This is a genomic window from Phenylobacterium sp. LH3H17 (assembly GCF_024298925.1).
In the GTDB taxonomy this organism is placed as follows: domain Bacteria; phylum Pseudomonadota; class Alphaproteobacteria; order Caulobacterales; family Caulobacteraceae; genus Phenylobacterium.
On sequence record NZ_CP101283.1, the window covers coordinates 489328 to 514525 of the forward strand.

General features: G+C 67.0%; 21 protein-coding genes and 1 tRNA gene. 12 read left to right on the plus strand and 10 right to left on the minus strand.

What is annotated here, in order from left to right; translation table 11 throughout:
* Positions 1–43 precede the first annotated feature (43 nt).
* The gene (locus M9M90_RS02480) at positions 44–1855 is read right to left on the minus strand and encodes a glycoside hydrolase family 15 protein (protein ID WP_254835582.1); all 1812 of its coding nucleotides are present in this window, start codon (positions 1853–1855) and stop codon (positions 44–46) included.
* Between the two features lie 134 nt (positions 1856–1989).
* Here M9M90_RS02480 and pyk point away from each other — a divergent pair, with 134 nt between their 5' ends.
* Complete coding sequence (gene pyk / locus M9M90_RS02485) at positions 1990–3408, plus strand: pyruvate kinase (RefSeq protein WP_254835583.1); 1419 nt, start codon at positions 1990–1992, stop codon at positions 3406–3408.
* 181 nt (positions 3409–3589) lie between these two features.
* On the opposite strand, the gene M9M90_RS02490 is transcribed toward pyk, so the two are convergent.
* Positions 3590–5740 carry an amylo-alpha-1,6-glucosidase gene (locus M9M90_RS02490; RefSeq protein WP_254835584.1) on the minus strand — a complete coding sequence of 717 codons (2151 nt, stop codon included), beginning with the start codon at positions 5738–5740 and terminating at the stop codon, positions 3590–3592.
* Positions 5741–5752: 12 nt separating this feature from the next.
* Positions 5753–6817, minus strand: coding sequence for a glycosyltransferase family 4 protein (locus tag M9M90_RS02495; protein ID WP_254835585.1), 1065 nt, complete (start codon positions 6815–6817; stop codon positions 5753–5755).
* Between the two features lie 170 nt (positions 6818–6987).
* Here M9M90_RS02495 and pgl point away from each other — a divergent pair, with 170 nt between their 5' ends.
* Genes pgl through eda form a run of 4 tightly spaced genes read left to right on the plus strand, consistent with a single transcriptional unit; the run spans position 6988 to position 11100 of the window.
* The gene (gene pgl, locus M9M90_RS02500) at positions 6988–7662 is read left to right on the plus strand and encodes a 6-phosphogluconolactonase (RefSeq protein ID WP_254835586.1); all 675 of its coding nucleotides are present in this window, start codon (positions 6988–6990) and stop codon (positions 7660–7662) included.
* Positions 7663–7676: 14 nt separating this feature from the next.
* Positions 7677–9497, plus strand: coding sequence for a phosphogluconate dehydratase (gene edd, locus M9M90_RS02505; protein WP_254835588.1), 1821 nt, complete (start codon positions 7677–7679; stop codon positions 9495–9497).
* Positions 9494–10471 (plus strand): glucokinase, encoded by a 978-nt coding sequence (gene glk / locus M9M90_RS02510; RefSeq protein ID WP_254835589.1) that lies wholly within the window; start codon positions 9494–9496, stop codon positions 10469–10471. Before edd ends, glk begins: the two co-directional genes overlap by 4 nt.
* Positions 10468–11100 carry a bifunctional 4-hydroxy-2-oxoglutarate aldolase/2-dehydro-3-deoxy-phosphogluconate aldolase gene (eda, locus tag M9M90_RS02515; RefSeq protein WP_254835590.1) on the plus strand — a complete coding sequence of 211 codons (633 nt, stop codon included), beginning with the start codon at positions 10468–10470 and terminating at the stop codon, positions 11098–11100. Before glk ends, eda begins: the two co-directional genes overlap by 4 nt.
* Positions 11101–11179: 79 nt before the next feature.
* On the opposite strand, the gene M9M90_RS02520 is transcribed toward eda, so the two are convergent.
* Together M9M90_RS02520 and M9M90_RS02525 are read right to left on the minus strand one after the other, a co-directional pair.
* A complete protein-coding gene (locus M9M90_RS02520) occupies positions 11180–11962 on the minus strand; it encodes an enoyl-CoA hydratase/isomerase family protein (protein ID WP_254835591.1) in 783 nt (260 codons plus the stop codon).
* Positions 11959–13125, minus strand: coding sequence for an acyl-CoA dehydrogenase family protein (locus M9M90_RS02525; protein ID WP_254835592.1), 1167 nt, complete (start codon positions 13123–13125; stop codon positions 11959–11961). Before M9M90_RS02525 ends, M9M90_RS02520 begins: the two co-directional genes overlap by 4 nt.
* A gap of 73 nt (positions 13126–13198) precedes the next feature.
* Between M9M90_RS02525 and M9M90_RS02530 the strand changes: the two genes are divergently transcribed.
* The gene (locus M9M90_RS02530; protein WP_254835593.1) at positions 13199–14416 is read left to right on the plus strand and encodes a CaiB/BaiF CoA-transferase family protein; all 1218 of its coding nucleotides are present in this window, start codon (positions 13199–13201) and stop codon (positions 14414–14416) included.
* Positions 14416–14964: a hypothetical protein gene (locus M9M90_RS02535; RefSeq protein WP_254835595.1), complete on the plus strand. Its 549-nt coding sequence runs from the start codon at positions 14416–14418 to the stop codon at positions 14962–14964. The genes M9M90_RS02530 and M9M90_RS02535 overlap by 1 nt, the downstream gene beginning before the upstream one ends.
* Here M9M90_RS02535 and M9M90_RS02540 read toward each other — a convergent pair.
* From M9M90_RS02540 to M9M90_RS02550, 3 genes are all read right to left on the minus strand, one after another.
* The gene (locus M9M90_RS02540; protein WP_254835596.1) at positions 14961–15377 is read right to left on the minus strand and encodes a Zn-ribbon domain-containing OB-fold protein; all 417 of its coding nucleotides are present in this window, start codon (positions 15375–15377) and stop codon (positions 14961–14963) included. The two genes, M9M90_RS02535 and M9M90_RS02540, sit on opposite strands and share 4 nt — an antisense overlap.
* A gap of 4 nt (positions 15378–15381) precedes the next feature.
* On the minus strand, positions 15382–16569 hold the full coding sequence (locus tag M9M90_RS02545; RefSeq protein ID WP_254835597.1) for a thiolase domain-containing protein: 1188 nt from the start codon (positions 16567–16569) through the stop codon (positions 15382–15384).
* Between the two features lie 97 nt (positions 16570–16666).
* On the minus strand, positions 16667–18148 hold the full coding sequence (locus M9M90_RS02550) for an AMP-binding protein (protein WP_254835598.1): 1482 nt from the start codon (positions 18146–18148) through the stop codon (positions 16667–16669).
* A gap of 188 nt (positions 18149–18336) precedes the next feature.
* Here M9M90_RS02550 and M9M90_RS02555 point away from each other — a divergent pair, with 188 nt between their 5' ends.
* From M9M90_RS02555 to M9M90_RS02565, 3 genes are all read left to right on the plus strand, one after another.
* The gene (locus tag M9M90_RS02555; protein WP_254835599.1) at positions 18337–19881 is read left to right on the plus strand and encodes a class I adenylate-forming enzyme family protein; all 1545 of its coding nucleotides are present in this window, start codon (positions 18337–18339) and stop codon (positions 19879–19881) included.
* On the plus strand, positions 19878–20351 hold the full coding sequence (rraA, locus tag M9M90_RS02560) for a ribonuclease E activity regulator RraA (protein WP_254835600.1): 474 nt from the start codon (positions 19878–19880) through the stop codon (positions 20349–20351). Before M9M90_RS02555 ends, rraA begins: the two co-directional genes overlap by 4 nt.
* Positions 20352–20565: 214 nt before the next feature.
* Positions 20566–20655: transfer RNA gene (locus M9M90_RS02565), tRNA-Ser, on the plus strand.
* Between the two features lie 735 nt (positions 20656–21390).
* Here M9M90_RS02565 and M9M90_RS02570 read toward each other — a convergent pair.
* Positions 21391–22461 carry a DUF262 domain-containing protein gene (locus M9M90_RS02570; RefSeq protein ID WP_254835601.1) on the minus strand — a complete coding sequence of 357 codons (1071 nt, stop codon included), beginning with the start codon at positions 22459–22461 and terminating at the stop codon, positions 21391–21393.
* A 130-nt stretch (positions 22462–22591) separates the two neighbouring features.
* Complete coding sequence (locus M9M90_RS02575; RefSeq protein WP_254835602.1) at positions 22592–23275, minus strand: recombinase family protein; 684 nt, start codon at positions 23273–23275, stop codon at positions 22592–22594.
* A gap of 161 nt (positions 23276–23436) precedes the next feature.
* Between M9M90_RS02575 and M9M90_RS02580 the strand changes: the two genes are divergently transcribed.
* Together M9M90_RS02580 and M9M90_RS02585 are read left to right on the plus strand one after the other, a co-directional pair.
* The gene (locus tag M9M90_RS02580) at positions 23437–24276 is read left to right on the plus strand and encodes a hypothetical protein (protein WP_254835603.1); all 840 of its coding nucleotides are present in this window, start codon (positions 23437–23439) and stop codon (positions 24274–24276) included.
* Between the two features lie 328 nt (positions 24277–24604).
* Positions 24605–24784, plus strand: coding sequence for a hypothetical protein (locus M9M90_RS02585; RefSeq protein ID WP_254835604.1), 180 nt, complete (start codon positions 24605–24607; stop codon positions 24782–24784).
* Positions 24785–25198: the final 414 nt, after the last annotated feature.

Here is a 25198-nt window from a genome sequence, read left to right on the forward strand (position 1 = left end):
TGCTGGCGTGTCCGCTAGACAACTCCCAGGACGCGAAAAGGATTCACCTCACCGAAGCCCAGGGTTTCGACAGCATGGTCGCGCAGTTGATCAGCCCGACCAGGGAATAGGTCTGCGGATAGTTGCCCCACAGTTCGCCGCCGTCGAAGGCGATATCCTCCGACAGCAACCCCGCCGCCGTGCGGCGGTTCAGCATCTCGGTGAACAGCTCGCGGGCCTCGGCCGCGCGTCCCGACAGGTGCAGCACCTCGATGAGCCAGAAGGTGCAGATGTTGAACGCGGTCTTGGGTTCACCGAAGTCGTCGGGCTGGGCGTAGCGCAGCATGAAGGACCCCCGGCGCAGGCCTTGCTCGACCGCCGCGATGGTGGCGGCCATGCGTGGGTCGTCCGGACTGACGAAGCGGACATCGACCAGCTGCAGCAGGCTAGCGTCCAGCTCGTCGCCGCCGAAGGTCGCGGCGAAACGGCCGAGCTCGGCGTTCCAGGCCCGTGTCTCGATGGTCTGCCGCACCGTGGCGGCGCGTTCGTTCCAGAAATCGGCGCGTTCCAGCAGGCCCAGCTTGGCCGCCGCATTGCCCAGCCGGTCGCAGGCCGCCCAGCACATCACCGCCGAATAGGTGTGCACCGCCTCGCGGCCCCTGAACTCCCACAGGCTGGCGTCGGGCTTGTCGTGCAGCTCGAAGGCCCGGTCGCCCACCGGCTCCAGGCTGCGGAAGTCGTCGACCGTGGCCGGCCGGAACAGCCGCTCGTCGAAGAAGGCCTGCACCGTGGAAAGCACGATCTGTCCGTAGACGTCATGCTGCAGGTGTTCGTGCGCCTGGTTGCCCAGCCGCACCGGGCCCATGCCGCGATAGCCCGGCAGGTGCTCGGCGAAACGCTCGGTGAGCGAGGGCTCCAGCCCCACCCCGTAGAGCGGCTGGACGTGGCCGCCCTTCGAGCGGTCGACGATGTTGCGCAGGTAGCCGAGATAGTTTTCCAGCATGTCGGCGGCGCCCAGCCGGTTCAGCGCCTGCACCACGTAATAGGCGTCGCGCAGCCAGCAATAGCGGTAGTCCCAGTTGCGGCCCTGCTGGCCGTCGTGGGGCGGGTGCTCGGGGATCGAGGTGGTCAGGGCCGCGACGATGGCGCCGGTCTCCTCATGGGCGCAGAGCTTGAGCGTGATCGCCGCGCGGATCACCGCCTCCTGCCACTCCAGCGGCACCGACAGGGTGCGCACCCAGCCGCGCCAATAGTCGGTGGTCTCCTTCAGCATCCGCTCGACGGTGGTGGAGAGGTCGGAATCAAACCCCTCGTCGGCGCCGAGGAACATGGCGATAGGCTCCTCCAGCCGGAACAGCCGCTCGTGCTCGATGTGACCCACGGGCGCGTCGGTGGTCATCCGCAGGGTCATCTCCCCACCCACATAGCGGATGTGGTTGGAGCCGGAGGTCCGCGCGAGGGGTGTCTGGCCCCAGTTGACGGTCGGGCGCAGGGATATGCGGATATTGGCCGTGCCGGCCAGCGGCCGCACGATGCGGACGAAGGCCATCGGCCGGTAGACCCGGCCGAACTGCCGGTAGCGCGGGCAGAAGTCGATCACCTGCACCACGGCGCCCGACTTGTCGGTGATCTCGGTCGAGAGGATCGGGGTGTTGCGCAGGTAGCTCTGGCGGACGCTGGCCTGGTCCTCCAGGTCCACCGTCCAAAGTCCCTGGGCCTCGATGTCCTCGTCGGGATCGCGTCCGCCCAGCAGGGCCGAGAACACCGGGTCCCCGTCGACCCGGGGCGCGCAGGCCCAGACGAACCGGCCGGCGCGGTCGATCAGGGCGCTTGCCGCGCAGTTGCCGATAGGGAACAGGTCGAGGGTCTGGGTCATTGGTCAGGAATCCGCAAGCGGCAGGAACGGTTCAAGGGAGACACCATGCGTGCGCGGTTTGATAGTCTGCGATCCGAATCATCAGGCGCCGCCCGAGCGCCATGACACCGGTTGCCGCCCCCAAGGAGCCCAGGATGATCCGCGACCGCCGAGCCCGCATCGTCGCGACCCTCGGCCCGGCCAGCCGGGGTGTGGCCAGGATCGCCGAACTGGCCCGCGCCGGCGCCGATGTGTTCCGGGTCAATTTCAGCCATGGCGTCCATGACGACCACGCCCGGACCATTGCCGACGTTCGCGCGGCCGAGGCCGTGGTCGGCCGGCCGCTGGCGGTGCTGGCCGACCTGCAGGGCCCGAAGATCCGCCTGGGCGAGTTCGCGGACAAGACGGTGCGGATCCGGCCGGGCCAGGACTTCCGGCTCGACCTCTCCGAGGTTCCCGGCGACGCCAGCCGCGTGGGCGTGCCCCTGGCCGAGGTGTTCGCCGCCTTGCGGCCGGGCGCCGACATCCTGCTGGACGACGGCAAGGTGCGGCTGAAGGTCCGCCGCTGCGGCAAGGACTTCGCCGATACGGTGGTGGTCTCCGGCGACAGCCTCTCCGACCACAAGGGCCTCAACCTGCCCGGCCTGGCCATCCCGATCCCGGCCCTGACGCCCAAGGACCGCCAGGACCTGGCCTTCGCCCTCAATGAAGGCGTCGACTGGGTGGCGCTCTCCTTCGTCCAGCGGGCCTCGGACATGGCCGAGCTGCGCCAGATCGTCCAGGGCCGCGCGAGCGTCCTGGCCAAGATCGAAAAGCCCGCCGCCCTGGAGGCCCTCGACGAGATCCTCGACCTTTGCCAGGCGGTGATGGTCGCCCGCGGCGACCTGGGGGTGGAGCTCAATCCCGAGGATGTGCCGGTGGTGCAGAAGGCCCTGATCCGGGCGGCGCGGACCCGCGGCATCCCGGTGATCGTCGCCACCCAGATGCTGGAATCGATGATCCACTCCCCGACCCCCACCCGCGCCGAGGCCTCCGACGTGGCCGGCGCGGTCTACGAGGGCGCCGACGCGGTCATGCTCTCGGCCGAGAGCGCGGTGGGCGACTATCCGGTGGAGGCCGTCACCATCATGGACCGCATCCTCTCCCGCGTGGAACAGGACCCGCGCTGGAGCGAGCTGATGCGCGCGGAGTATCCGGTGGACGACGCCGACGCCGACGCTCTGGTGGCCGCCGCCCGCCGCGCCGCGGAGGCCGCCTCCACCGCCTGCCTGGTGACCTTCACCACCACTGGGCAGACCGCCATGCGGATGGCGCGCGAGCGGCCGCTGCAGCCGATTCTGGCCCTGACGCCGTACCCGGCGGCGGCGCGCCGGCTCGCCCTGGTCTGGGGCGTGGAGTCCAAGGTGACCGAGGCGATCTCCGACCCCGAGGACCTCGCCCGCGCAGCGGTGGAGCAGGCCATGGAGATGGGTCTTGCCGGGCCGGGTCAGCGGGTTCTGATCCTGGCGGGTCTGCCCATGGGCTCGCCCGGCGCGGCCAATATCCTGCGGCTCGCCCATACCCCACGCCGATAGGGACAGGGCAAATGCTCCCCCTCTGGGGGAGCTGGCGGCGCAGCCGACTGAGGGGGACTTTGACTCTCTCGGCCGTGGATGAAGCCCCCTCCGTCTCGCCGCTTCGCGACGATCCACCTCCCCCAATCCGCGCTCCGCGCTGGGGGAGGATCTGTGGTCCTGGACTCTTGCCAGCAAACGACTAGCGCACCCTGACCGGCACGCCCGCGCCGCCGCGGGCGTGAACCTCGACACGCGAACCGACGCGCTCGAAGCCCAGGTCGATCCTGGCGTCACCGACCCGCAGGCCATCGATCCACAACCGGTCGATGCCGATCGGCAGACGCGGGTCGTAGACGTCGACCTCGCCCTTGTCGCCGTCGATATGGATGCCCAGGCAGGCCTGGACCATCATGAACACCGAACCCGCCGCCCAGGCCTGCGGCAGGCAGGCCACTGGGTAGGCCACGGGCGGCTCGCCGGGCATGCGTGTGAAGCCGCAGAACAGTTCCGGTAGGCGCATCTCGTAATTGTTGGCGGTCTCGAACAGGCCCGAGGTCAGGGACACCACCCCCTCGCGCTCGCCGTAGCGCGACAGGCCCATGGCGCAGAGCGCGGTGTCGTGCGGCCAGACCGATCCGTTGTGATAGCTCATCGGGTTGAAGCGCGCCTGGCCCGTGGCCAGCGTGCGCACCCCCCACCCGGAATCGAACGCCGCCGAAAGGATCCGCTTGGTCACCCGCCGCGCACGGTCAGGGGACGGCAGGCCGGAGAACAGCAGGTGGCCTGGGTTTGAGGACAGCACTCGGCAGAGCGTCCCCTCACCGTCGATGGCGATGCCGTAATACCCCTGGTCCTCCATCCAGAACAGCCGCTCGACCGCCTCGCGGATCTGCTCGGCGCGCCCGGCCCAGCGCTCGGCGCTTCGGGTGTCGTCCTTGCGGCGGGCGAAACCGGCCATGGCCCGGAAGGCGCTGAACGCGTAGCCCTGCACCTCCACCAGCGCGATCGGACCATCGGGGAACCGGCCGTCCTTGTGGAAGACGCTGTCCTCGGAATCCTTCCAGCCCTGGTTGGAGAGGCCGGAATCCTGGCCGCGCTTGTAGTCGATCAGCCCGTCGGCGTTGGTGTCGCCGTAGCGCTCCATCCAGGCGGTCGCCGCCTGCAGGGCCGGCCACAGGTCGTCGATCAGGGCGAAGTCGCCGGTGCGCTCGGCATAGGCGCCGGCCAGGGCCACGAACAGCGGCGTGGTGTCGACGCCGCCGTAATAGCGGCCGAACGGCACCTCGCCCAAGGCCGGCATCTCGCCCTTGCGGGTCTCGTGCATGATCTTGCCCGGGGCGGAGTCGCGGAACGCGGAGACCTCCTCGGCCTGGTGTGCGGCCAGGTAGGTCAGCACGCCCTTGGCCAGGCTGGGCTCGAACCAGAGGATCTGCCAGGCGGTGATGATCGCGTCGCGGCCGAAGGCGGTCGAGAACCAGGGGATGCCGGCATAGGGATAGGGACCGGTCTCCATGCGGGTGGTGAGCAGGGCGAGGTCGGCCTTGGATTTTTCCAGCCATTCGTTGAACAGTCGCCCTGAGGTCCGCAGCCGCGCCCCGTGCCGGCGCCGCGCCCGCATGTCCCAGCGCGCGCGGGCCGCGGCGTCGCGGAAACGCTCCTTGCTGGGGATGTGGCCGCCGTCCGATCCGATCTCCAGATAGAGCTCCAGCCGGCCCTCGGGCTGCAGGGAATACATGTAGTCGGCCCGGTGCGCTCCCAGCCGCCCAGGCGGGTCGGAGAATGTGATGACGCTGGTCCGTTCGACCGCGTCCAGCCCCTCGTAGCGGAAGCGCACTGAGCGGCCGTCGAGCTCGGGCGTGCGCTGGTAGCCCCGCTTGGCGCGCGTCATGCCGCGCACCTCGAACATGTCGTGGAAGTCCGCGGCGAACTCCAGCGACAGGGGCAGCAGCACCACGTCGCGGCTGTAGTTGAAGCAGGTGATCCGCTCGTAAAGCCGTTCCTCCCACAGGAACCGCTTGCGCTCCACGTGCAGAACGCCGGGCGGGCCCATGGGGCCGCCGGGATAGGGCAGGGCCTGGTTGGCGCCGTTGGAGGTGAAGAAGACGTTATCCTGGGCGATCGCCGCCGACAGCAGGGACGGGGGCTGGCCGCCCAGCAGCAGCCGGAACTGCGACAGGATACGGGTGTCGTTGTGGAACAGGCCGTCGCCGGCGCCCAGGATGTCGCCGAAGGCGTCGCACACCACGAAGGTGTCCTTGTCCTTCAGCGAGAACATCCGGTACGGGACGCGGGGCTCGCGGGTTTCGCCGTGCTCGACGGGCGCGTCGGGGGCCGGCGCGAGGTCGTCCATCGGTCTCTGTCCTCAGCCGTTCGCGGCGAGGGCGACGTCGCGCGGGACGGACGCGCCGGCGCCCGCGTACAGATCAAGATACCGCCGGGCCATGGCCGTCGCCGAGAACCGATGCTCGAATCTGCGCCTCACCTCCCGCCGGTCCAAGCCCACGGCGCGGCGCACGGCGGCGGCGGCCTCGTCCTCGTCGTGAACGATATAGCCGGTGACCCCGTCCTCGATCACCTCCGGCACCGAGCCGCAGGCATAGGCCACCACCGGCGTCCCGCAAGCCATGGCCTCGATCATCACCAGGCCGAAGGGTTCCGGCCAATCGATGGGGAACAGCAGGGCCGCGGCCCCGCCCAGGAAAGCCGACTTCTCAGCGTCGCCGATCTCGCCGACGAACTCGACCAGGGGCTCGGCCAGGATCAGCGGCTCGATCTTATCCTGATAGTAGCGCTGGTCGGCGGAGTCGACCTTGGCGGCGATCTTCAGGCGCATGCCCAACCGCTTGGCGATGGCGATGGCGCGGTCCGGCCGCTTTTCCGGCGAGATCCGCCCGAGGAAGGCCAGGTAGGCGCCGGGCTCGTAGCTCGGCCGGTAGAGGTCGGCGCTCATGCCGTGATGCACCGTGCCCGCCCAGTTGGCGAAGGGAATCGGCCGCCTCTGGTCGTCGGAGATCGAGACCAGCGGGAACTGTCGCCAGCGCCGGTAGACGTCGGGCAGGTCCTTCAGGTCCAGGCGACCGTGCAGGGTGGTGAGCGTCTTGTCCGGCATGGCCTCGAAGAAGGGGAAATGGATCATATCGGTGTGGAAGTGGATCACGTCGAACTCCGACGCGCGCCGCCGCACCTCGATGAGCTGGGTCATGTGGGCCGCCAGGTCCGACTTCAGCGTCGCCGGGTCCAGACGGATCGCCTGGTCGCGGACGGAGACCAGCCGCGCCTTGGTCTGGGCCTCGGCGCTGGCGAACAGGGTGACCTCGTGGCCCAACTCCACCAGGGCGTCGGTCAGGTGCGCCACCACCCGCTCCGTGCCGCCATAGAACTTGGGCGGGACGGCCTCATAGAGCGGCGGAACCTGAGCGATCCTCATGGTGGACTCCTGACGATGCGGGCAAGCCCCCTCAACAGGCCGCGCGGATTGGAGGCGGGCCATAGGCATAGCTCCCCAACCCAGGGGATTGTTCCGCAGCGCGGCGCTAATTCTCGCCCGATAGGCGAAATGCGGCGGCGTTTGTCGTTCACAGGCGTTAAGGGCGGAACATGATCGAGACCTTCCCGACTTCCGCCGCCCTCGCCGCGGCCGCCGCGACCGCCGCGCATGCGGCCCTGCTCTCGGCGATCGACCATCGCGGCGGCGCCAGCCTGGTGGCTACCGGCGGCCGTTCGCCCGCGCCGGTCTATGACCAGCTCTGCCGCTCGCGGCTGGATTGGAGCCGGGTCGCCGTCACCCTGTCGGACGATCGCTTCGTGCCCTCGGACTCGCCGGATTCCAACGAACGCCTGGTGCGCGAGCGGCTGCTGGTCGAGGCCGCCGCCGCCGCGCGCTTCGTGCCGCTGTCGCGCCCGGCCGACAGTCCCCAGGCCGCCGCCGACCTGGCCGAGCCGGAGATCGCGGCCCTCGGCTCCTACGACATGCTGCTGCTGGGCATGGGCGAGGACGGCCACGTGGCCTCGCTGATCCCCGGCAGCCCTGTGCTCGCGGCCGGCATGGATCTGGCCTCCGACCGCCTGCTGCTGGGCGTTCCGGCCGGCGTCGGCTCCCCGCCCGTCGCGCGGATCACCATGACCCTGCCCGCCCTGCTGCGCGCCCGCGCCACCCTGATCCTGATCTCCGGCGCGACGAAGCGGGCGATCGTCGAGAACGGCGCCGGTCTTCCCGTGCACGCCTTGCTGGAACAGGCTAAAGCGCCCGTTCGCATCCTCTGGACGCCGTGAGTTCGAGAGCCGCCATGTCCCTCCATCCCGTCACCGCCGCTGTCACCGAACGCATCGTCGAACGCAGCCGCGAGGTCCGTGCCGACTACCTGGACCGCATGGAGGCCGCCCGCAACCAGGGCCCGGGTCGCGCCAAGCTCTCCTGCGCCAACTGGGCCCACGCCTTCGCCGCCTCGCCGGACGAGGACAAGCAGCGGATGCGCAATCCCGCGGCGCCCAATATCGCCATCGTCTCGGCCTATAACGACATGCTGTCGGCCCACCAGCCGCTGGAGCGCTTCCCCGAGCTCATCAAGGCCGGGGCGGAGGAGGTGGGCGCCACGGCCCAGTTCGCCGGCGGGACGCCCGCCATGTGCGATGGCGTGACCCAGGGCCGTCCGGGGATGGAGCTGTCGCTGTTCTCCCGCGACGTCATCGCCATGTCGACGGCCGTCGCCCTGACCCACGACGCCTTCGACGCCGCCCTGCTGCTGGGGATCTGCGACAAGATCGTGCCCGGCCTGACCATCGGCGCCCTGGCCTTCGGCCACCTGCCGGTGATCTTCGTGCCCGGCGGGCCTATGAGCAGCGGCCTCTCCAACGCCGAGAAGGCCCGGGTGCGCGGCCTGTTCGCCGAGGGCAAGGCCACCCGTGACGAACTGCTCGACGTCGAGATGAAGTCCTATCACGGGCCGGGGACCTGCACCTTCTATGGCACCGCCAACTCCAACCAGATGATGATGGAGATGATGGGCCTGCATCTGCCAGGCTCGGCCTTCATCCACCCCAACACACCCCTGCGCGACGCCCTCGTGGCCTACGCTCCGAAGCGCGCCGTCGAGATCACCCAGGCGGCCAACGCCTATACGCCGATGGCCGCGGTGGTGGACGCCAAGGCCATCGTCAACGCCCTGGCCGGGCTGCTCGCCACCGGCGGCTCGACCAACCACACCCTGCATCTGGTCGCCATGGCCCGGGCCGCGGGCGTGCTGATCGACTGGACGGATTTCGACGAGCTGTCGGCCGTCACCCCGCTGCTGGCGCGGGTCTATCCCAACGGCAGCGAGGATGTGAACGCCTTCCACGCCGCCGGCGGCATGGCCTTCGTGGTGCGCGAACTGCTGGACGCCGGCCTGGCGCACGACGACGTGACCACGGTCGCCGGACCCGGCCTGCGCCGCTACCAGCAGGAGCCTTTCCTGGAGCACGGCGAACTGGTCTGGCGCGACGGGACCGCCCAGAGCCTGAACCCCGACATCCTGCGCCCTGTCTCCGACCCCTTCCAGCCGGAGGGCGGCCTGCGGCTGCTGAAGGGGGGCCTGGGCCGCGCGGTCATCAAGACCTCTGCGGTCAAGCCCGAGAACCTGGCGGTCGAGGCGCCCGCCCTGGTGTTCGACGACCAGGACGACCTGCTGGCGGCCCACAAGCGTGGCGAGCTCAACCGCGACTTCATCGCCGTGGTCCGCTTCCAGGGCCCGCGCGCCAACGGCATGCCGGAGCTGCACAGCCTGACCCCGGTGCTGGGCGTGCTGCAGGACAAGGGCTTCAAGGTGGCGCTGGTCACGGACGGGCGAATGTCGGGCGCCTCGGGCAAGGTGCCCGCGGCCATCCACGTGACCCCGGAGGCCGCCATGGGCGGCGTACTGGCCAGTGTGCGGGACGGCGACGTCATCCGCCTCGACGGCCACACCGGCGAGCTGGCGATCCTGGTCGATCCGGCCGAGCTCTCGGCCCGCGCCGCCGCGCCCACGCCGCCCGCCGCCTTCGGCTACGGCCGCGAGCTGTTTGGTTGGATGCGCCGGGCCGCGGGGCCCGCCGAGGCCGGCGCCTGCGCCCTGTTCGGAGACGCAGCATGAAGGTCGCCTATATCGGTCTGGTCGGCGATGTCGGCGGCACCAACGCCCGCCTGGCCCTGGTCGATTCGACGGGCCGCATCCGCAATCCCAAGACCTATGCGGCGTCGGAATACGGCGCGTTGACCGATGTGATCGCCGACTATCTGGAGACCATCGCCGGGCGCCAGCGCCCGGACAAGGCGGTGCTGGCCGTGGCCGGACCCGTGGTCGACGGCGAGATCGAGTTCACCAACCTCGACTGGCGGGTCTCCGAGGGCGAGCTGATCGGCACCTTCGAGTTCCACGCCGCCAAGCTGATCAACGACTTCGCCGCCCAGGCCCTGGCCGCCCCGGTGCTGGACGCCGACGACCTGCGGGTGATCGGCCCGAAGCTGAAGGGCGCGGAGGGCGCTCCGGTGGTGGTGCTGGGGGCCGGCACCGGCTTCGGCGTCTCCATGGTGGTGCGCACCGAGCGCGGCGACATTCCGATCTCCAGCGAGGGCGGACACGCCGCCTTCGCCCCCTATGACGGGGTCGAGGCCGCCGTCTGGGCCAGCCTGCGCCGCACCCACGGGCGGGTCTCCATCGAGCGCATCCTGTCGGGGCCGGGGCTGCATGCGCTCTATCGCGGCCTGGCCGACGTGCGCGGCGTGGCCGCCGATCTTCCGGACGAGAAGGCCGTGCTGGCGGCCGGCCAGGCGGGCGGCGACCTGCTGGCCGAGGAGACCCTGGACCGGTTCTGCGAGATCCTCGGCTCGGTGGCCGGCGACCTGGCGCTCACCTGCGGCGCCCGCGGCGGAGTCTATGTGTCGGGCGGCATCGCCCCGCGCATGGCCGATCGCCTGGCCTCGGGCGGCTTCCGCCGCCGGTTCGAGGACAAGGGCCGGCTTTCGGACTATACCCGCGACATCCCGACCTCGCTGATCGTGCATCCCTACGCGGCCCTGGTTGGGGCGGCCCGTGTGCTGGAACAACTGGAAGGAAGCCGCCTTTGACCCTCGCCGAGATCCTGAAGTTGGCGCCCGTGGTGCCGGTCCTGATCATCGAGGAGGAAGCGCACGCCGTGCCCCTCGCCAAGGCCCTGGTGGCGGGCGGGCTCTACGCGCTGGAAGTCACCCTGCGCACCCCGGTGGCCCTGGATTGCGTGCGTCGCATCGCCGGCGAGGTCCCCGAGGCCGTTGTCGGGGTCGGCACCGTGACCACGGCCGCCAAGCGCCAGGCCGCGGCCGACAACGGCGCCAAGTTCGGGGTCAGCCCCGGCCTGATCGAGGGCGAGGGCGCCGACGGCCCCCTGCCGCTGCTGCCGGGCATCGCCACCGCCACCGAACTGATGTGGGGCCTGCGAGCGGGCTTCAGCCATTTCAAGCTGTTCCCGGCCAACATCGTCGGCGGCGTGGGCGCGTTGAAGGCCTTCGCCAGCCCCTTCCCGCAAGCCATCTTCTGCCCGACCGGCGGGGTCGACCTGAACAACGCGCCGGACTACCTGGCCCAGCCCAATGTGATCTGCGTGGGCGGCAGCTGGGTGGCGCCCCGCGACGCCGTCCTGGCCGGCGACTGGGACCGCATCACCGCCCTGGCCAAGGCCGCCTCCCAGCTCGGCAAGGCGCCTGTGGCGGCGGCCTGACCCTCAAGCCCAAGGGCAAGAGTAAAGGTCGCCGTCAGTCAGCTTCGACAGGCGATTCAACGCCAATGCTGTTGAAATTCTATCGCCCCTGGAAGTTCCCCGGCCGGCGTTCCTGCACCGCCCGGACCCCTTCGGCGAAGTCCTCGGTGGCCCGCAGGATGGTCTGCTCGGCGTGTTCGTGATTGGTCTGGGCGCGGACCGCGGCGGCCAGTTCGCCGCGCAGGGTTTTGCGGGTGGCGGTCACCGCCAGCGGCGCGTTCTCGGCGATCTCGCCGGCCAGGCGCTGAGCGGCGGCCAGCAGGTGCTCCTGCGGGACCACCTCGTCCACCAGACCCCAGGCCAGGCCCTCTTCGGCCGGGACGCGGCGGCCCGTGAGGAACATCAGGCTGGCCCGCTGCTCGCCGACCAGCCGGGGCAGGGTGTAGGTGAGGCCGAAGCCCGGATGGAAGCCCAGCTTGACGAAGTTGGCGGAGAACCTGGCCTCCGGCGCGGCCACCCGGAAGTCGGCCACCAGGGCCAGGCCCAGGCCCGCGCCGACCGCGGCGCCCTGCACCGCGGCGACGATCGGGGTCTCCACGGAGAACAGCCGCACCGCCTGGTCATAGAGGGCGTTGATGCCGCCCATGCCGTTGTTGGCGATGCCGTCGGACGACACTAGGTCGGCGCCGGCGCAGAAGGCCTTGCCAGCCGAGGCCAGGACGATGGCCCGGATGTTGTTGTCGCGGTCGGCGTCCTCCAGGGCGTCGGCCAGGTCGCGCATCAGCCCGACCGAGACGTGGTTGTAGGGCGGTCGGTCGATGATCACCGTCGCCACGTGGCCGTCGAGGGTCACGGTCAGGTCGTCGCCGTAAGCGGTCTTCATCGTCTGGTCCCCAACAGGTTGCGGGCCACCACCCATTTGTGGACTTCGGTGGGGCCGTCATAGATTCGCATGGTCCGCAGCTTGGCGGCCATCAGTTGCAGCGGCAGTTCCTTGGTCATACCCATGGCCCCGAAGGTCTGCATGGCCCGGTCGACCACCTCCCACGCCATCTCGGTGGCGTAGGCCTTGATCATCGAGATCTCCTGGCGGACGTCGCGGCCCTGGTCCAGCTTCCAGGCGCAGTCATAGGTCATCAGCCGCGCGGCGTGGATGCGGGTGGCGGCGTCGGCGACCCAGAACTGGATCGCCTGGCGCTCCGACAGCGGCAGCCCGAAGGTCTTCCGCTGGGGCGCGTACTCGCAGATCATGTCCAGCGCCCGCTGGGCCATGCCGATCGACCAGGAGGCCATCTCGATCCGCCGGGTGCCCAGGCGGATCTGCATGGGGCCGAAGCCGTTGCCTTCCTCGCCCAACAGTTTCCAGCCCTCGACGCGGCAATCGTCGAGCGTGATCTCATAGGTCGCCTGACCGCCGATCATCGGGATCTTGCGCTGGATGTTGAACCCGGGCGTTCCCTTGTCGACCAGGAAGGCGCTCATCCCGCCTCGCGCGCCCTTCTCCTTGTTGCTCACCGCCATGACGATGGTGAAGTCGGCCTCTTCGGCCCGCGTGATCCAGATCTTGCGGCCGCGCAGGATCCAGTCCTCGCCGTCGCGCTCGGCGGTGGTCAGCATGCCGGCGGGGTCGGCGCCCGCGCCGGGTTCGGAGATGCCGATGGCGCTGATGGTCTCGCCCGCCACATAGGGGGCGAGATAGGCCACCCGCTGGCGCTCGCTCACCGTGGCCATCAGCATGCGAAGGTTCGGGCTGTCGGGCGGCAGGGTGTAGGGGGTGACGGTGCGGCCCAGCTCCTCGTTGACGCCCACCATGGCGACATAGGGCAGATCGACCCCGCCGACGTCCTCGGGCGCATCCAGGCCCCAGAGGCCGAGCGATCTGGACACCTCATCGAGGCGCTGGTGCTCGGCCGCGCCGATGCCCAGCCCACCGCCGGACGTCTCGCGGGCCAGAACACCGGCCTCCAGCGGCATCAGCTCGTCCTTGACGAACCGCGCCACCAGCTCCTTGAGCATCCGGTGTTCGTCGGAAAGTGCGAAGTCCACTAGCCCTCCCCCGCGTCAGTGCGCGATCTTTGCGACGATCATAGCGACTGGCGCGGTCTAGGGGAGGCGTGACGTGACGGAACCGAGGAAACTGGCCGGCGAGGCGACAGGCCCTCTCAAGGGAATCCGCATCCTGGATCTCACCAGCGTGGTCTTCGGCGCCTACGCCACCCAGATGCTGGGCGACCAGGGCGCCGAGGTCATCAAGCTGGAGGATCCGGGCTCCGGCCGCGGCGACGGCGGCGACATCATGCGCTGGGCGGGCCACGTGCCCAAGGACACCCCCCGCGACCTCGGCCCCATCTTCCTGACCATCAACCGCAACAAGCGCTCGGTCCTCGTCGACATGAAGGACCCCAAGTCGCGGCCGCTGCTGGAGGCCCTGATTGCGAGCTGCGAGGTGTTCGCCACCTCCATCCGCTATGACGGCCTGAAGCGCCTGGGCCTGGCCTATGAGGACGTGAAGGCCCTGCGCCCCGACGTGGTCTATGTCCACGCCGCCGGCTACGGCTCGGAGGGCCCATATGCCGGGGAGCCGGCCTATGACGACCTGATCCAGTCGGCCTCGGGCCTGGCCGACCTGCTGCCGCGCACCGACGGCAACCCCACCCCGCGCATCCTGCCGAGCCTGATCGCCGACAAGGTCTCAGGCCTGTTCATGTGCCAGGCGATCACCGCGGGCCTGCTGCATCGCGAGCGGACCGGCGAAGGGCAGTTCATCGAGGTGCCGATGCTGGAATGCGTCACCAGCTTCACCCTGGTCGAGCACCTCTACGACCACACCTTCGAGCCGCCGACCGGCCAGTGGGCCTATCAGCGGGTGGCCAATCCCAACCGCAACCCGTACCAGACCAAGGACGGTTATATCGGCCTGCTGCCCTATACGGACAAGCAGTGGGACCAGTTCTTCGCCGCCGCCGGCTGGGGTGAAACCTTCGGCAAGGATCCGCGATTCTCCGACTATTCGACGCGGGGCAAGCACATTCACGAGCTCTACGCCCTGGTCGGCGAGGTCACCAAGACCAAGACCACCGACGAGTGGCTGGACCTGCTGAAGCCGCTGTCGATCCCGGTGGTGAAGACCGCACGCCTGGACGACCTGCCCGACGACCCGCACCTCAAGGCGGTGGGTTTCTTCGAGCGCTACGAGCACCCCCATTCGGGGCCCTACAACGCCATGAAGCCGCCGGTGAAGTTCACCGGCTCGCCCAGCAACATCCGCCGCCACGCCCCGCGCCTGGGCGAGAACACCGCCGAGGTGCGCGCCGAGATGGGGCTGAAGGACGACTGATGCGGGTGGCGGTGGTCGGCAGTTCCGGGTCGGGAAAGTCGACCTTCACCCGCCGCCTGGGCGCGGCGCGCGGCCTAACGGTGATCGAGCTGGACGCCATCAACTGGCAGGCGGGCTGGCGCGACCTCAACACTCATGATCCCGAAACCTTCGTCCGCAGGGTCGAGGCGGCCGTGGCCGGCGACGCCTGGGTCACCGACGGCAACTACAGCCGCGTCCTGCCGACCATCCTGGCCCGCGCCACCCATATCGTCTGGCTGGACTACGGGCGCGGCGTGATCATGTCGCGGGTGCTGCGCCGCTCCTTCCAGCGATCGCTGAGCCGGAAGGAAGTCTGGCCTGGGACCGGCAATGTGGAGACTTGGGCGTCCTGGCTGGACAAGGAGCATCCCATCCGCTGGGCCTGGGACACCTTCGCCCGCCGCCGGGCGCGCTACGTGGAGGCCTTCGCCGACGACCGGCTAAGCCATCTCACGATCCATCGCCTGCGCCATCCCCGCGAGGCCCAGCCGCTGATCGCGCGGCTGGCTCGCGAGGCCGTGGCTTAGATCGGCGCGAACACCGGGACCGGCGGACCGCCCTCGGTGTCCTGGAACTTCACCTTGACCTTCTGGCCGATGGACAGACCGTCGGGCTTGACGTCGACGAAGTTGGTCAGGACCGCCGGACCTTCGTTCAGGGTCACATAGCCGATGGCGTAAGGGCCGGTCGGGGAGCGGTGCATGACGCTGTAGGTGTAGATCACGCCTTCGCCCGGGCTCTCTTCCCAGACCGTCTCGTCCGAGAAGCAGAAGGGGCAAAGCGCGCGCGGATACCAATGGGCCTCGCCGCAGGCGTTGCACCGCTTGATGAGGAACTTTCCCTCGGCGGCCGCGTCCCAGAAGGGCTTGCTCTCGATGGTCACCGGCGGCGCCGGGATCTTGCGGGCCATGTTGGTGGGGGCGTCTTGAACGTCGCTCATGGTCTTAAGCCTCCCGTTCCATGATGAGGGTCGCCGCGCCGTGGCGGGTGCCGAGCGAGCCGCCCGTGCCGTGGGCGAGCGCGATATCGCAGTTGGGCACCTGGACCTTGGGGTGGGCCTCGCCGCGGAGCTGGCGCACCGCCTCGATCACCTTGGTGATGCCGCCGCGGTTGGTCGGGTGGTTGTTGCAGAGCCCGCCGCCGTCGGTGTTGAAGGGCAGCTTGCCGACACCCGAGATCAGGTTGCCGTCGGAGACGAACTTGCCGCCCTCGCCCTTCTTGCAGAAGCCGAGGTCCTCAAGCTGCATCAGCACGGTGATGGTGAAGCTGTCGTAGATCGAGGCGTACTTGATGTCGGCCGGCGTCACGCCCGCCTCGCCGAAGGCGATGGGGCCGGACCAGACGGCGCCGGAATGGGTGAGGTCGAGATCGCGACCGCCCATAGGGCCCTTGGGGGACTCGCCGGCGCCCATGATCTTCACCTTGGGCCGGTTCAGGCTCTTGGCGATCTCGGGGGCCACGACGATCAGGGCGCCGCCGCCGTCGGTGACCACGCAGCAGTCCAGCAGATGCAGCGGGTCGGCGATCATGCGGGAATTGACCACCTGCTCGACGGTCACCACGTCCTTCAGGAAGGCGTGCTCGTTCCACTGGGCATGGTGGCTGGCGGCCACCTTGATCCAGGCGAGCTGTTCCGACGTCGTGCCGTACTCGTGCATGTGGCGCATGGCGCACATGCCATAGGTGTTGTGGGTCGAGCCGCCGTAGATGTTCTCGTAGCCCGCTTCGGGCGGACCGTCGGTGAGCTGGCCGGGCTTGCCCGCGCCTCCGCCCCAGCCGCCCTTGTTCTGCCGCGGACGGCCGGCCAGGGTGACGAGAGCCACCTTGCACTTGCCCTCGGCGATCGCCTGGGCCGCATGGCCCACGTGCAGCAGGTAGGACGAGCCGCCGGTCTCGGTGGAGTCCATGTGCCGGACATTGCGCAGGCCCATATAGTCGATCATCGACATGGCCCCGAAGCCGGGCGCGTCGCCGGCGCAGAAATAGCCGTCGATATCGTCCTTGGTCAGGCCGGCGTCAGCCAGGGCGCCCTTGGCGCATTCGGCGTGGAGCTGCGGCGTCGACTTGTCGGGCGCGTCGCGGAGCGGATGCTCGTAGGCCCCCATGATGTAGGCCTTGCCTCTGATACTCATGCGTTTCCCCGGAAATATCTTTGAAGAATGGCGTTGGCATATCGCAGCGCAGCAAGGGCGACAATCGCCCCGCGGCAAGTCCTGGTCGAGCTAAGGCCTATGCCGGCTGGGATGCCTTCAGTTTGGCGATCCGCTCATCGCGCAGGGCCGTGCGGCGCACCTTGCCGGCGTCGTCGCGCAGGGGTTCATCGACGAACTCGTAGGTTCGCGGCTGCTTGTAGGTGACCAGGCGGGACGCCAGGTGCGCCCGGATGCTCTCCTCGTCGCGCGCGCCCTTGGTCTGGACGATGGCGTGGATCTTGTTCCCCAGATCGTCGTCGGGGATGCCGATCACCGCGCAGGACTGCACGTCGGGGTGCTCCTCCAGCGCCGCCTCGATCTCGGCCGGATAGACGTTGGAGCCGCCCACCAGGATCATGTCGGTGCGCCGGTCGGCCAGGTAGAGATAGCCGTCCTCGTCGAACCAGCCGATGTCGCCCAGGCTCTCCCAGTCGCCGGGCAGGGTCTTGGCCGTGGCGCCCAGATACTTGTAGGTCGGGGCGGCGCCGGCGGCGCGGCGCATGTAGATCTCGCCCACCTCGCGGGGGGGCAGGGGCTGGCCGTCGTCGCCCACCGCCATCATTTCTCCGGCGCTGACCTTACCGACCGAGCCCCGATGCTCCAGCCACTCGGCGCCGGAGATGGTGGTCACCGCCTGGGCCTCGGTGCCGGCATAGAGCTCCATCACCGTCTCGGCTCCCACCCAGTGGATGAAGGCCTCCTTCAGCCAGGCCGGGCAGGGCGCGGCCAGGTGCCAGAGCGTCTCCAGCGACGAGAGGTCGTAGCGGTCGCGCACCTCCTGAGGCAGGTGCCAGATGCGGTTCATCATGGTGGGGACCAGATAGACCCAGGTCGCCTTGTGCTTTTCGATGGCGGCCAGGGTCGCCTCGGCCTCGAAGCGCGGCAGCAGCACCATGTGCGCGCCCATGGCGAAGGCCGCCATCATCATGCCGAAGCCGGCGTTGTGATAGAGCGGCGCGGGCAGCAGGGCGATGGAGTCCGCCTTCAGCCGCCAGCCGCCGACCTCCGGGATCTCCCTGGTGCTGACCCCGGGCTGACCGGCCAGGATCAGCTTGGGCCGTCCGGTGGAGCCGCCGCTGGTCGGCGCCTTGGAGACCGGGGCGGTGACGTCGGGCAGGTCGCTGTCGTCGTCGGAGAGCGCCAGCAGGTCGGAGACCGACAGCATCGGCCGGTCGATCTGATGCTCGAACTCGGCGATGACCACCGGCGTGTTCGCCAGCTCGATGATCGCTTCCAGCTCGGCCTTGGGCAGGCGGAAGGCCACCGGCTGCGGCGTGGCGCCCACCTTCCACATGGCCCAGCAGGCCACCGCGAAGTCGGTCGAATTGGGCAGGCCCAGCGTCACCAGATCGCCCAGCTTCACGCCGTGGGCGAGCAGGCCCCGCGCGGCGCGGTTGGTCAGCTTGTGGAACTGCGAATAGGTCAGGGTGGTGTCGCCGCAGCTCACCGCCGGGGCGTCGGGCTTCAGCTCGGCCAGCAGTTTCAGCTTGGCGCCGAGCGAGATCATCTCGTCAGACATGTGTGTTCCGTCCCTGGAAATGGATCGGGCTCTGGCGGCCCGCTGATCTTGAATGGGGTGCGCCGCCGAAATGCGGGGGCGGGCGCGGTGAGTTTCCTTCGCGGCAGGCTCGGATGGCAAGCGCCGATTGCGGCGGCGGCCATTTCGGGCTTTAGGACGTCGTACAAGCGTTTGAGAGGGAGAAGGCCATGTCCGTGGAAGAGCTGCTGACCCAGGAGTTCGGCACGCTGGAGCAGGTGGTCCGCGCCCAGGCCAAGGAACTGGGCGCCAAGCCGGCCCTGGTCGACGCCAACCGCACCATCTCCTACGCCCAGCTGGACGAGTTGATGGACCGCATCGCCGCGGCCCTGCAGCGCGAGGGCGTCGGCAAGGCCGACGTGGCCGCGGTTTGCGCCACGACCTCCGCCGAATATGGCGCCACCTTCTTCGGCATCCTGCGGGCGGGCGCCGTGGTGGCCCCCCTGGCGCCGTCGTCGACACCCGATAGCCTGGTCATGATGCTCAACGACTGCGGGGCGAGGGTGTTCTTCCTCGACGCCGGCGTGGCCAAGCAGCTGGAGGGCGTGGCCGACCAGATCACCGCCCAGCGCGTGGCGCTCGACGGTTCGTCGGCCGGAATCGCCTTCGAGTCCTGGCTGGCGCCCAAGGGCTCCAAACCCACTCCGGTCACCGTCGATCCCGACCAGGGCTTCAACATCATCTATTCGTCGGGGACCACCGGCGCCCCGAAGGGCATCGTCCAGCCGCACCGCATGCGCTGGGGCCAGATCCGCCGGGGGGTCTATCCGGCCGACTCAGTGACCATGATCTCCACCCCGCTCTATTCGAACACGACGCTCGTCTCGTACCTGCCGACCATCTCGAACGGCGGCACGGCGGTGCTGATGCCCAAGTTCGACGCCGAGCAGTTCCTGAAGCTGGCCGAAAAGCACCGCGCCACCCACGCCATGCTGGTGCCGGTGCAGTATCGCCGGATCATGGAGCGGGCCGATTTCGACAGCTATGACCTCTCCAGCTTCAAGATGAAGTTCTCGACCAGCGCGCCCTTCTCACCGGAGATCAAGGCCGACGTGCTGAAGCGCTGGCCGGGCGGGCTGATCGAATACTACGGCATGACCGAGGGCGGCGGCTCCTGCGGCCTGGTGGCCCACGAGCATCCCGACAAGCTGCACACGGTGGGCAAGCCCCTGCCGGGCCACGACATCCGGCTGATCGACGAGGACGGCAAGGAGGTCGCCCAGGGCGAGGTCGGCGAGGTGGTGGGCCGCTCCGGCGCGATGATGGTGGGCTACCACAACCAGCCGGGCAAGACCTCCGAGGCCGAGTGGTATTCGCCCGACGGCCTGCGCTTCATCCGCACGGGCGACGTCGGCCGCTTCGACGAGGACGGGTTCCTCACCCTCATGGACCGCAAGAAGGACATGATCATCTCGGGCGGGTTCAACGTCTATCCCAGCGACCTGGAGGTCGAGATCGTCAAGCATGAGCGCGTGCTGGAGGCCGCGGTGGTCGGCGTGCCGTCCGACAAGTGGGGCGAGACCCCGGTGGCCTTCGTGGCGCTGAAGCCCGGCCGGTCCATCGCCGCCGAGGCCCTGAAGACCTGGGTCAACGACAAGCTGGGCAAGACCCAGCGCCTGGCCGACCTGCAGCTGGTCGACCACCTGCCGCGCAGCCATATCGGCAAGGTGCTGAAACGCGACCTGCGCGACGCCTACAGGGGGCCGGCCTCGTGACCTCGGTCGCCGATCTCTGCGACGAGCACGAGGAGACCGTCGAGGTCTGCGAAATCCAGTTCCGCGACTTCGGCGGCAATACCGCCTTCGCCGGTCCCATCCGCACGGTCCGCTGCTACGAGGACAACAGCGTGGTGAAGGCCCTGCTGGCCGAGCCGGGCGAGGATTGCGTCCTGGTGGTCGACGGGGGCGGTTCGCTGCGCCGGGCGCTTGTGGGCGACGTGCTGGCGGGCGACGCGGTGAAGAACGGCTGGGCCGGGATCGTGGTCTTCGGCGCCGTGCGCGACAGCGTGGTGCTGTCCACCCTCGACATCGGGATCAAGGCGCTGGGGACCATCCCCATGCGTGGGATCAAGCGCGGCGAGGGGGTGGTCGACACCCCGGTGGCCTTCGGCGGCGTGGTCTTCGTGCCGGGCGACATGCTGCACGCCGACGAGGACGGGATCGCGGTGCTGGCCGCCGACGGATAGGATCGCGCCATGTCCGCTCAGTTTCCCGCCCTCGCCGACGCCGATCCCCACCAACCCCGACACCGGCAATTTGATGGCGCTTTTCCGCTGCAGCCAGATGGTCCTGCGGCCCAACTGAGGGGCGCCAAAACGCCCGCTTGATCTACCGGGGCCGGATGAGTAGGTTCCGCGCCTCGCTCAGCGGGCCCTTTCAACGGGGCCCGATGTCGTCTCTGGAGAGGTGGCTGAGTGGTCGAAAGCACCGCACTCGAAATGCGGCGTACCTGGAAGGGTACCGTGGGTTCGAATCCCACCCTCTCCGCCATGACACAGAAATCGTAATAATTTCAATGCCATTGATGCGGACTGACGTCTGATGTGTCACGCGTTGTGTCGCACGGCCCGCGAGGTGGCCTAGGGACAGATTTGGCGAGCTAATCCGAGCAGTTCGTCCGATATGGCCTCGATCCACCGTTCCGGAGGCACCGATCCGGCAACGCGATCTCTCAGGAAGCGGCCAGGCCGGGAAGCGCGATATCTGCGGCCAGCCAGGGTCTGCGTACTCTGATCGAACTCCGCCGAAGCGTGGGTTTGTGCGTGGGCTATGCGGTGCCGGACTGCGGCGAAGTAGCCGAGTCTGACTTGGGCTGACGACAGGACCAGTTCGAAATTCCCACCTGCAAAGAAGCCCTGTGCGCGCGTGATCACGTGGCCCGGGTTGTGCCAGAGCTTGTACGCGCGACCGTTTAGAACTGCGGCCTCCGCATCCGCTATCCGATGAAAGTACCGCGCTCCACGAAGCGGCTCCTGGACACCGATCCGAGTGTAGCCGCAGAGCAGGCGGTAAAACGCCTCCTCCAAGAAAACCTCCCAGGCGAGGAATGTTCTTAGATAGGCCAGCTCGTATGTCAGCTCGAGGCTCGTGAGACCAATTTCTCCCCGCGCGGCCCCCTGACCACGAAGTCCAATTTGCGCGGCCTCGATCCGCCCAGTGAGGTCGTTAGCAAGTCTGATTTGCCGCGCGAAATCGTCGGCTAGGGGCGGGAGAGGACGGGGCATCTCACCCGAACGCGACCTTGTAGATTGTCTCAAGGCGCGTGCGCCGGGGCTTGAGGTTGTCCGTTTGGCGCAGGCAGGCGAGGACAAAATCTTCGAACGCTGGAGCCACTCCATCCGCGCCTTCGGGTTCCTTCGCGGAAGCTAGGGCGTCCGACAGCGTATGAATTGCATCCCCTAGCTGCTCTATCTCGTCAGCAGAAATCCGGCCACGGGGATTTTGAGTAATTCTATCCCTGGGCATCCCAAAGGCTTTGTCGTAAACAGCACCGAATAGGGAATAGAAAAGTGGAACACGTCTAAATTCCGTACCGCTGAGTCCTTCTCCCTTCATTGCATCATTAATGCTATCAATTACAAATCTAAAACGACCTTCCAGCACTTCGCGGTCTTCGAAGGCTTCCTCGAACTTCGCATAGTACTTATTGATACTTTTCTTTTTGTCCTGAATTCCGTCGATCATTAAGATCACAAGTTCGCTCGTCAGTTCGACCTCGTTCATCCGTGCGATGCCGGTTTCGCTGAAAAGCTTGTTGTTCCGCCAAAACGCGAGATGTTCGAGGGCGAGTTTATAAACCGACTGCTTGAAATCCCCGAAATACTGGCCGTTTCTAAGTTCTTGATCGTTCAATCGAACAGAATAAGTATTCAACCTAGAAAAAACCCGAAGTATATCATCGTCTTCGACGCCGTAAAACACCTCGCATACGAATGAATACTGAGAAATCCTATCCTGCTCTTGCTCGGTTAGGTTTTTAAACCGCTTTCCGGCACACGGAGACTCAATGTTCTTTCCTAGAGTGAACTTGTCGTTCATGTAGTCCAGAATGGCACTAACGCGTTGTTGTCCGTCCACGATCTCTCGTATGACAGATCGGCGCTTCACGTCTTGGGTAACTCGAATGTAGATCGGAGGCACGGGTAGGCCGAGTAGTAGGGTGTCGATCAAGTACGAACGAGCAGCGCGGTTCCATACGCCACGACGTTGAAATTTCGGCGATATGACTAGCGTTCCGGCCTCATGCCACTGAACAAAGTCAATCGGCGTATAGCTGCTGCGTTCTGATCGTCTCATGCTCTTATTCGCCTAGGGACGCGAACAGCAGCGCCCACCCAACTGTCTAGCTCTTTCTTGAAGTCCACAACACCGGAGCGCGCATCAGGAGGCTTCCAGCTCGGGTGGCCTCGTCGAGCGGCCTTGATCTTTAGGTCGTTCCCGCGCCAGCCCGCTGGATGACTCGCTTCACCTGCCCGGCGCACCAGTGACCCCCACGCGGCGCGGGAACACCTCTCATGTTGAGGGCGCGGGCTATCCCCCGAAGACTGGTTGCTCCCTCGCATCGGATCGCCTGGATGATCTCCGAACGATCTTCGGCAAGCGCACCGGCCAGCGCGGATCGCACCTTCGCAGACTGCTCCCGGCCAAGGTGGGAATAGTCCTCGATCCGGTGTCCTTCACGACGACCGCCAAGGCGGACCCCTCGCACCTTCGCGGCACCGAGCGCGGCGCGTGTCCGCTCCGATATGAGCTTGCGTTCGAATTCCGCGGTCGCTGCCATGATCTGCACTGTGAACGTGTTGGCGTGTGGCAGATCGACGGCGACGAAATCGACACCCTCTTCCTGAAGCTTTGAGATGAAAGCCACGGATCGAGCGAGGCGATCCAACTTGGCGATCACCAGCGTAGCTCGGTGGACCCGGCAATCCCGCAGCGCGGCTTCGAGAGCTGGCCTATCGGCACGGCCACCGCTCTCAATCTCTTGATGCTGGGCGACCAAATCAGCTTCGCCAATAAAGCGCCTTACCGCCTCATGTTGAGCTTCAAGCCCAAGACCACTCTCGCCCTGACGCTTGGTCGAGACTCGATAGTAAGCGACGTAACGCTTCATAAGCGTGGCACCTGTTTCATCCGACGTTGAAACAAATGTCACACGCCGGAAGTTCGGGGCCAAGGGTCCATTTCTGAGTGAAGCGCACTGAATGCGGGGACTTCCTTCCTACGCGCACCGCGAGCAGCTAGGGTTTGAGCAACCACGAGCTGGAGTCTCTGATGGCGTGCAACCTCGATTGGGTGATCTTGCTGGACTACCTCAAGGTATTCCTCACTTGGCCCCCACTTGCCCTGATCGTAATCGTCATTTTCTTCAGAAGATTTGGAACGGAGATCGCTGTATTTCTTACGAACGTTAGGCCGAAGGGCGCAGTATTCGACCCGATGCCGGTGCAGCCTGTAGACCTCGCGCCCCCTAGGGATGGCGATCAAGCTGGCGAAGTCGCAGCGGTGGAGGCCGCTGAACAAAACGACCGACAGGAGGATGAGCCCGGTGGAGCTGCACCTGGGGATCGCCTAGTCGAGGTGCTTTTGACGAACAAGAAGAGAGAGGACGACTTCCGATATTTGAACGGATTGCTCGTCCTAAGCACGCAGCAGTTGTTGGATATGTTGTTACTGGGTGGCGTAATGAGCATAGGCGAATTTAATTCAAGCTGGCCTGAGCTTTCGCCATCAAACAGATCGAACATTTTAACAGTGCTATACCAGCATGGCCTCATAGATGTTGTTGATGACCAAGTACATATTACCGAAAGAGGGCGCGAGTACGCAAATTGGCCCGAGAGACTTGCATGGGTTAGTGCGCAGCGGGGAGTATTTCAAAGCGCTATGGGTTTTGGAGTAAGCGCTCTAAATCCGTCTGGTGGTAAGACCTTGTCGGAGCACAACGTCAGCCGCACGTACATAGGGCGCGCTAGTCCTATCAGCAGCGCCCTCGCTGAACGAACACGAAGGCTTCGCCATCAAGAGAAGCTGCGGGAACGAGTGGCGAGGGGCGCTCAGATGTCCACGCCATCGCAGCCGGAAGAGGGTGGTGACCCAGAAGGCGACAGATAGCTCCTTCAAAACAGTCTGGCACTTTCGAGGATTGGCTTTGGGTTGCCTAGGGATAAAGGGTCACCCGACTCCTTCGGGCCTCTTGATACCAGGCGCGGGCGGCTTGCCGGATAGTGTGGCTTGCGCCCGTGGTTTTTTCGTCTCTCAGCCGCACCCTCGTCCCGTATAACCACTTAGTCGAGTAGCCGACCCAACTCACCGCGTTGCGTCGAGGGCTGAGGGTGAGCTGACGGATTGCGGATTTCCAAGAACCACCGGCTGCTCTTAGGGCGCTCCGGATTAGCTCGTCCTGTCCTTCGGGAATTTGAATAGCCCCGTGGAGGTGTGGTTGTTCGAGAGAGCCCTGTTCCACGGCAAACCAGAACGATGGGGTTGCTTCTGGGAACCGCTCCCGCAGGTGACGCCCGATCCGATCTTGAAGGTGTCGCGCCAGGCCCCGTCGATCCTGTTTGGCGTTCTGGACCACGAGTTCGTTCAGGTGGAGGGAGAAGGGAACCGCTTTCAATGACCAAGACGCCATCCCCCATCCGAGCATCTTCAAGTGTGGGTCGGCATGATCCCAATGAGGAAGCCCAACTTCCGGAATGATCCGTGTTCCGGAGACCTTCGCATCTCGCAATTGTTCTTTCGCGGCACTAACTGTATCGCTGCTCGACGGAGTCACGCGGACGGGCTGTCTAGAACGCAAAGACGTGTTGATAAAACTAAAGATTTTCTCGTCTCGGCGCTTGTCGGTTCGCCACGCCGATCTCGATTTTTCTGACCGAACTTTCCGGGGCTTTCCGCGCTCGCTATGCCAGATTACCTCCCTCTTCAGCCGCTGCTCCCCACGCCCTGACGCGCGGAACTTCATGGCTCTCAGCCGTTTCAAGCTCGGCGGAGGTGACCGCTCCGGTAGCGAGGTCTCATCATCAAAAACGGC